This is a genomic window from Actinomadura sp. SCN-SB, assembly GCF_043906805.1.
In the GTDB taxonomy this organism is placed as follows: domain Bacteria; phylum Actinomycetota; class Actinomycetes; order Streptosporangiales; family Streptosporangiaceae; genus Spirillospora.
Window position 1 is genome coordinate 1 of the sequence record NZ_JBIMPP010000157.1, and the last position, 1,579, is coordinate 1,579.

Sequence of the window (1,579 nt, forward strand, 5' to 3'; positions counted from 1 at the left end):
CAACGGAACCCCGTACGAGCTCCTCCGCCCGACGCGGGGGAGCTCCTGTTCCGTCCCGGCGGCCGGGTGAGGGGCCCCGCGATACGGGAAACAATTGTCCCGTGACGCGGAAAGCGCAACGCCGATGACGGCCATCAAGGTCGACGTGGTGGAGACGTCCTCGCTGGGCGATCGCAGTTACCTGGCCCACGATGGCCGGGTCGGGCTCGTGGTGGATCCGCAGCGCGATATCGACCGGGTGCTGGCCCTCGCCGGACGGGCAGGCGTGCGGATCACGCATGTGGCCGAGACCCACGTCCACAACGACTACGTCTCGGGCGGTCTCGCCCTTGCCAGGCTGACCGGCGCCGCGTACCTGGTGTCCGGGGCCGACGAGGTGGCCTTCGACCGCACCCCCGTGGCCGAGGATGACGAGATCGCCGTGTCGGAGCGGATGCGGCTGTCGGCCGTGGCCACCCCGGGGCACACCTTCACGCACCTGTCGTACGTGCTGCACGGCCCCGACGGGCCCGAAGGGGTGTTCACCGGTGGATCGCTGCTGTTCGGGACCACCGGCCGTACCGACCTGCTCGGCGCCCAGCACACCCGTGTCCTGGCCCACCAGCAGCACGCCTCGGTACGGCGGCTCGCCGACCGGTTGCCCGACGGCGCGGAGATCTGGCCCACCCACGGCTTCGGCAGCTTCTGCTCCGCCACCCAGGCCGACGCCCCCGCCTCCACGATCGGCCGGGAAAGGGACGTCAATCCGGCGCTGCGGCTGGAGGCCGACGACTTCGTCAGCCAGGTTCTGGACGGCCTGGACGCTTATCCCGCGTACTACGCGCACATGGGCGTCCTCAACAGCGCGGGTCCCGAACCCATCGATCTCACCGCCCCGCGCAAGGCAGACGCCGGTGATCTGCGCGCCCGCCTCGATGCGGGGGAATGGGTGGTCGATCTGCGTTCGCGCACCGCGTTCGCGCGGCGGCACCTCGCCGGGACCCTCAGCTTCGGCCTGGACGGGGCCCTGGCGACGTGGCTGGGCTGGATGGCTCCCTGGGGCACGCCGATCACCCTGCTGGGGGAGTCGGCCGACCAGATCGCCACGGCCCAGCGGGAACTGGCCAGGGTCGGCATCGACCGTCCGGCCGCGGCGGCGACCGGCTCGCCGGAGACCTGGGCAGGCGGCGGGCAGGCGCTCCTGGACGGGTTCCCGGTCGCCACGTTCGCCGATCTCGCCGCCGCCCGTACCGGCCGTGGCCCGCGGGAGCTGCCGCCGCCGGATGTGGTCCTGGACGTGCGCATGACCAACGAGTGGCGGGCCGGTCACCTCAAGGGCGCCGTCCACGTCCCGCTGCCGGACCTGCCGGACCGCATGGCCGATCTGCCCGCCGGGACGGTGTGGGTCCACTGCGGTTCGGGATACCGGGCCGCGGCCGCCGCCAGCCTGCTCCGGCGAGCCGGACGTGATGTCGTGCACATCGACGACGCCTACTCCCAGGCCGTCGAAGCCGGTCTCGTGTGACATCTGGGGCTTTTGAGGCCGATGGTGCCATTGCGTGCGCCTGAGCGCGGCATGGGCGGGGTCTGGCGCTGGATA

The 1,579-nt window shown here is 72.3% G+C and carries 1 protein-coding gene; it reads left to right on the forward strand.

The features are described 5' to 3' along the window. The first annotated feature begins 124 nt into the window (after positions 1 to 124). Positions 125 to 1,504 (forward strand): rhodanese-like domain-containing protein, encoded by a 1,380-nt coding sequence (locus ACGWYJ_RS38810; protein ID WP_395111693.1) that lies wholly within the window; start codon positions 125 to 127, stop codon positions 1,502 to 1,504. The last annotated feature ends 75 nt before the right edge of the window (positions 1,505 to 1,579 follow it).

What these genes read in the sequence shown, in the direction of transcription:
- ACGWYJ_RS38810 (WP_395111693.1), top strand. Translation starts at nt 125, where the DNA reads ATGACGGCCATCAAGGTCGACGTGGTGGAGACGTCCTCGCTGGGCGAT.